General features: G+C 66.8%; 5 protein-coding genes and 1 pseudogene. 1 reads left to right on the top strand and 5 read right to left on the bottom strand.

Translation table 11 applies throughout. From position 1 onward, the window contains the following. Window positions 1–5: 5 nt before the first annotated feature. The 3 genes from QZ609_RS24175 to QZ609_RS24165 form a co-directional block, all read right to left on the bottom strand. Window positions 6–302 (bottom strand): cupin domain-containing protein, encoded by a 297-nt coding sequence (locus tag QZ609_RS24175; protein WP_295500305.1) that lies wholly within the window; start codon window positions 300–302, stop codon window positions 6–8. Between the two features lie 126 nt (window positions 303–428). Next, window positions 429–1,169: a response regulator transcription factor gene (locus QZ609_RS24170; RefSeq protein WP_295500303.1), complete on the bottom strand. Its 741-nt coding sequence runs from the start codon at window positions 1,167–1,169 to the stop codon at window positions 429–431. 492 nt (window positions 1,170–1,661) lie between these two features. After that, window positions 1,662–2,579, bottom strand: coding sequence for a LysR family transcriptional regulator (locus QZ609_RS24165; protein ID WP_295500301.1), 918 nt, complete (start codon window positions 2,577–2,579; stop codon window positions 1,662–1,664). Window positions 2,580–2,729: 150 nt separating this feature from the next. On the opposite strand from QZ609_RS24165, the gene QZ609_RS24160 reads away from it, so the two are divergent. Then, window positions 2,730–3,638 (top strand): pirin family protein, encoded by a 909-nt coding sequence (locus tag QZ609_RS24160; protein ID WP_295500299.1) that lies wholly within the window; start codon window positions 2,730–2,732, stop codon window positions 3,636–3,638. Between the two features lie 39 nt (window positions 3,639–3,677). Here QZ609_RS24160 and QZ609_RS24155 read toward each other — a convergent pair whose 3' ends face one another. Both QZ609_RS24155 and QZ609_RS24150 read right to left on the bottom strand, forming a co-directional pair. Continuing rightward, complete coding sequence (locus QZ609_RS24155; protein WP_295500297.1) at window positions 3,678–4,721, bottom strand: serine/threonine protein kinase; 1,044 nt, start codon at window positions 4,719–4,721, stop codon at window positions 3,678–3,680. Window positions 4,722–4,726: 5 nt separating this feature from the next. Beyond that, window positions 4,727–5,386 (bottom strand): annotated as a pseudogene (locus QZ609_RS24150) (RNA helicase); the annotation flags it as partial.

The following is a 5,386-nucleotide window of genomic DNA, read 5'->3' as shown; positions in this document are numbered from 1 at the left end:
GCCGCTTACACGTCCAGAATGACCAGCGTGCCGCGGCTGCCTGCGTCCACGCTGTGCGGCACGCCGGCCGGCACCACGTAGAGCTCGCCGGAGGACACCATCACCGGCGCATCGTCGATGCGCAGGCGCAGCTCACCGTCGATCACCAGCAGGCCTTCGGCGTAGTCGTGCACCTCATCGGGATAGACGCTGCCATCCATGCGCAGCACCTTGAAGTTGCCGCCGCCAAAGCGTTCCAGCACGCGAGACGACCATGCGTGCGGCAGCGCATCGGCAACAGCGTTGAGATTGACTAGCGGCACACCGGCCTCGGCGCAAGAAGAGGAATGCCGAGCATACCAGCGGCGGCGCAAACAAAAAGAGCGATGGCGCGCTCCCCGCGACATCGCCCTGTTTGAACCAGCGCAGCGCGTGCGCCTGGTTTGCGCTTACTCCTCGTACGAGATATCCGCCACTCCAGCCAGCGCTTCCGCGTCCTCGGCGGGCTTCAGGTGGTCCAGCCGATAGCCGTGCTTGTAGACAGCCACCAGGCGCACTTCATTGACCGGCTCGATGTTCAGCTTCATGCGGATGCGCGACACGTGGCTGTCGATGGTGCGCGTGTATTCCGACGAGTTACGGCCCCACACCTGGCCGAAGATGTGGTCGCGCGAGAGCGTGCGGCCCACGTTCGAGAACAGCAGCAGCGCGAGCTGGAACTCGATGCCCGTCAGCGTGACCGGCTCGCCGTGCAGCGTGACCTGCTGGCGCTGCGGGTTGAAGTGGTACGGACCGACGTCAAACGGCATGCGGCCGTACGGAATCGGATACGCGCGGCGCAGCAGCGCATCGACGCGGGCACGCAGCTCGGGAATGCGGAACGGCTTGGCGATGTAGTCGTCCGCGCCCTGGCTCAGCGCGCGCACCAGACCCTTCTCGCTTTCCTCGGCCGTGACGAACAGGATCGGCAGCACGTCCTTGTGGCGGCTGCGCACGACGCTCAGCACATCGATGCCCAGCATGCCCGGCGTGTGCCAGTCGAGAATCAGCATGTCGTACGACGAACGGCCCAGCATGCGCAGCAGCGTGGCGCCATCGGTGAAGGTCACCACGTCGTGACCGGATTGGGACAGGATCTGGACGATGACTTCGCTTTGGAAAGGATCGTCTTCTAGCAATGCAATACGCATGTTCGGGGCTCCATGAATTGACCAACTCCACATGCGCGCCGGGATGGCCGGGCCTTGTGCGCCCTTGATCGGCAGCACGTGCGGCGCGATCCGTTGCATGTGTTACGTTGATGCCATTTTCATGGCGGGGTGTTGTGCCGACCATGGGAAGAGTCCTATTTCGCGAACAGTGCGGCAAAGTCCGATGGCAGCCACGTCACTTGTCGCGCCGCCCCGCGTCGTGCGGGCGGTTTCGGGCAAAAAAAAAAGCCCGGACAACGAGGTCCGGGCCGCGGCGTTTCCCACAACTGTGACGGGATCAGAAACGCCCAAGGGTCGCGTGTGCCGGACCGCTGCAGCACACCGGGGGGACGCGCCGCAACGTTTCACGGGGGTGACGTCAAGGAGGGAACGACGTACTGTCCGGCAAACGTGAGACGGATGATGCCGCGCGACAAGCGCAACCGGCACAACCGTCACAACATTTGACGAGACCGCGACCCTTGGCGTGCTTCAGGACGGATCGATGTGTTCCAGCTCCTGCCGGATCGACTCGCCGAGCATGTCGATCAGCAGACGGACGCGCTTGGGAATGAAGCGCGCGGTGGGGGTGACGAGATGCAGCGGCTCGCCACTGGTGGCGTAGTCCGGCAGCACGCGCACCAGACGCGGCAACGGTGCATTGGCCCGTGCCGCGCCACCCGCATACAGCGGCAGTGGGCCGATACCGGCGCCACCGGCGATCAGTGTCTCGAGATAGGAAAGGCTGTCCGCGTTCAGGCGGGCGCGCACGGCCACGGTCTTCAGGCCATCGGGGCCGACCAGGCGCCACTGCGTCTCGCCGCGGCCGGTGCCGCGAAAGTCGAGGCAACTGTGCTCACTCAGGGCCTGCACCGTCTGCGGGGCGCCGTGCTTCTGCAGGTATTCCGGTGAAGCGAACAGGCCGATGCGCAGCACCCCCAGCGGCCGCGCCACCAGCGAGCTGTCGGCCAGGCGACCAATGCGCACGGCCAGGTCGAAGCCTTCCTGCACGAGATCGACATTGCGCGGCGTGAGCACGACGTCGAGATCGATGTCGGGATACTGCTGCATGAAGCGCGCGGCCACCGGGGCCACCAGCAGGCGGCCGGCATCTTCGGACGAGGTCAGGCGCACCTTGCCGCGCGGCAGGTCTTGCAGCTCGCCGGCGCAGGTGGTGGCGCGTTCGATGTCTTCCAGTGCATGGGACGCCACCTGGTACAGGCTCTGGCCCGCATCGGTCAGATGCAGCGTGCGCGTGGTGCGCTGTAACAACCGTACGTTCAAATCCTGTTCGAGCGCGGCGATGCCCCGGCTGACCGACGATTTGGGCAAATCCAGCCGCGTCGCCGCCGCCGTGAAGCTCCCCGCTTCGACCACGCGCACGAACAGCGCCAATTGGTTCAAATCCATGGTTTCCTCCTTCTGTGGTCGTGCTCTGTGGCCTCTGGTTTTAATTGTCCCGCCGGGAGCAACATTTTTTCCCACAATAACCGACTAGTGCAAAGAGGGCAACCACCCTACATTCTGGATATGACAAATCCCCGCTTCCAGGAGAACCCAATGGACAACGTCAGGGAAACCCTCGTGCAACCGCAAGTGCAACGCGCCCGCCGCGTCGAGCGCATCGTCACCGGCCGGGCCACCTCGGACGGCGCGGGCGTGAAGCTCACGCGCGTGCTGACGAACAACCTGCAGCGCCGGCTCGATCCGTTCCTGATGCTCGACGCCTTCCGCAGCGATGACCCGAACGACTATCTGGCGGGCTTTCCCGATCACCCGCACCGCGGCTTCGAAACGGTGACGTACATGATCGCGGGCCGCATGCGCCACCGCGACAGCGCCGGCCACGAAGGCCTGCTGGCCACCGGCGGCGTGCAGTGGATGACGGCCGGCAGCGGCGTCGTGCATTCGGAGATGCCGGAGCAGGAAGACGGCGTGATGGAAGGCTTCCAGCTCTGGCTGAACCTGCCCGCGCGCGACAAGATGACGACGCCGTGGTACCGCGACATCCCGTCGGCCGAGATTCCCGAGGTCACGACCGAAGACGGCGTGGCGGTGCGCGTGATCGCCGGCGCGTCGCATGGCGTGCAGGGTGCGATGACGCGCGAGGCGACGCAGCCGCTGTATCTCGACATCACGTTGCCGGCGGGGGCGTCGTTCGCGCAGCCGCTGCCGGTGGGGCACAACGCGTTCGTCTACGTGTTCCGCGGCAGCGCGCTGGTGGGCGATGCCGAAGCACCGGGCAACGCCGGCCTGCAGCGCGTGGACGACAAGCAGATGGCCATCCTCGCCAACACGGAAGACAGTGATGGTGTGGTCATCCGCGCGGGCGATGCACCAGCGCGCGTGCTGCTGGTGGCCGGTCAGCCGCTGAACGAGTCGATCGCGCAGTACGGCCCGTTCGTGATGAACACGCAGGAAGAAATCTTCCAGGCCGTGCGTGACTTCCAGGCCGGCAAGTTTGCCTAAAGCGTCCTCACGCGTCCAAAGAAAAACCGCCGCTCGGTTTCACCAGAGCGGCGGTTCGTCCAACAGCGCGATCTGCTCGCGCAACTCCAGCACCCGGTCCTGCCAGTAGCGTTGCGTGTTGAACCACGGGAACGCAGCGGGGAACGCGGGATCGTTCCAGCGACGCGCCAGCCATGCGCTGTAGTGCAGCAGGCGCAGTGTGCGCAAGGCCTCCACCAGATACAGCTCGCGCGCGTCGAATTCGCAGAAGTCTTCGTAGCCGGCCAGCACGCTGGCGAGCTGCGATTGCATCGACGCGCGATCGCCCGAGAGCAGCATCCACAGGTCCTGCACGGCGGGGCCGGTGCGGCTGTCGTCGAAATCGACGAAGTGCGGGCCGGCAGTGCGCATCGGATCGGTCTTGAGCGCGTCAGCCTCTTCGATCCAGAGGACGTTGGAGGCGTGGCAGTCGCCATGCAGGCGCAGCAGCGAGACGTCGCCCGCGCGGTCGTAGCAGCGGCGCACGCCGTCGAGCGCGGCATCGGCCACGCTGCGCCAGGCGGGCAGCAGGTCGGGCGGGATGAAATCGTGTTCGAGCAGCCAGTCGCGCGATTGCACGCCGAAGGTGTCGATATCGAGCGCGGGCCGCGCCATGAACGGCCGCTGCGCGCCCACGGCGTGGATGCGACCGAGGAAGCGGCCCATCCATTCGAGCGTGTCGTCGCGGTCGATGGCGGGCACGCGGCCGGCGCAGCGCGGGAAGACCGCGAAGTGCCAGCGCTCGAACGCGTGCAGCGTGCGGTCATCGATCTGCAGCGGCGCGACCACCGGAATCTCAGCCGCCGCCAGCTCGGCGGTGAAGGCGTGTTCCTCGACGATCTGCGCGTCGTTCCAGCGGCCCGGGCGGTAGAACTTGACCACCACCGGCGCGCTGTCTTCCACACCGGCTTGATAGACGCGGTTCTCGTAGCTGTTGAGCGCAAACATGCGGCCGTCCGGCATCAGGCCGACCTGCGCCAGCGCATCGAGGATGCTGTCGGGCGTCAGGCCGTCGTACGGCGCCTCATTGGCGCCCGCCGATGCCGGTTGGCCGTCGTCGTGCATGGGCGTCAGCCCTTACGGCCGCCGAGCAGCGCCGCCGCCTTGGCGAACAGGCCATTGAACGGCTGCTTGGCAGGCTGTGCCACCTTGGCCGGTTGTGCCGATTGCGTGTTGGAAGCGCGGCGCTGACCGCCCTGCCCGTTGCCGTTGCCTTGGCTGCTGCCATTGCCCTGACGTTGGCCGCGGGCATGCGATTGACCGTTGCCGCCGCCGTTACCGTTGCGCGGCTTCGGTGCAGCCTGGCCGTCACGCTGGCCTTGCGCCTGGCGCTGACGGCCACCGCCATTGCGACCCTGGCCTTGGCCTTGACCTTGGCTCTGTCCCTGACCGTTGCCGCTCGACTCGCGGCGCGGTTCGCGGGGCTCACGTGGAGCACGCGGCTCGCGCGGCGCGGCATTGCCGTTGGCCTGACGCGGTTGCTGCTGACCACGGCCGCCACCCGGGCGCCCGCCACGGGCGTTGTTGCGGCCGTTCGGAATCGGCTCCGCCGCGATGGTCGGGTCCGGCTCGAAGCCTTCCAGCACCGTGCGCGGCAGCTCGCGCTTGATCAGGCGTTCGATGTCGCGCAGCAGGCCGTGCTCATCCACGCAGACCAGCGAGATCGCCTCGCCCTGCGCACCCGCGCGGCCCGTGCGGCCGATGCGGTGCACGTAGTCTTCCGGCACGTT

It is taken from the genome of uncultured Ralstonia sp., assembly GCA_913056305.1.
GTDB lineage: Bacteria > Pseudomonadota > Gammaproteobacteria > Burkholderiales > Burkholderiaceae > Ralstonia.
The sequence above is the reverse complement of the archived record's forward strand: the minus strand, read 5'-3'. Positions and strand labels throughout refer to the sequence as shown.